General features: G+C 67.4%; 1 pseudogene. It reads right to left on the reverse strand.

The window, feature by feature from the left end:
- Nucleotides 1-380 (reverse strand): annotated as a pseudogene (locus ACGF49_RS24985) (hypothetical protein); the annotation flags it as partial.

The raw sequence follows: 380 nt of genomic DNA on the forward strand, positions 1-380 counted from the left end.
CCGGGGTGTCGGTCAGGGCGGTGAGCTGCTGTTGCAGCGGCCGGTAAAGGCCCAGCCAGCTGCCGGTCAGGACAAACGCCCCCAGTAAGAGACCCAGGCCGAACCCCTGTAAGGCACTCATCGGCCGCGGGGGCGGCGCAGGGAAACGGACCTGGACTTTGGGCTGACGGCGGTCGTATTCCGTGTCGTCGCCGGGGTCCGGTTCAGACGGCGCCGGCGCGGTGGTCTCGGCCAGGTAAACCAGCGGCGGCATCTGCGCCGGTCTGGCGGCGGGGTTGGGCAGGATACGGGGCTGTTCCAGTTTTTTGGCGGTGTTCTGGAAGAACCACAACAGGTTGTCGACCTTCGGCAGGCGTTTCAGCTCGGACTGCTGGAGCCGG

It is taken from the genome of Photorhabdus sp. RM96S, assembly GCF_042879335.1.
GTDB classification, from domain to species: domain Bacteria; phylum Pseudomonadota; class Gammaproteobacteria; order Enterobacterales; family Enterobacteriaceae; genus Photorhabdus; species Photorhabdus kayaii.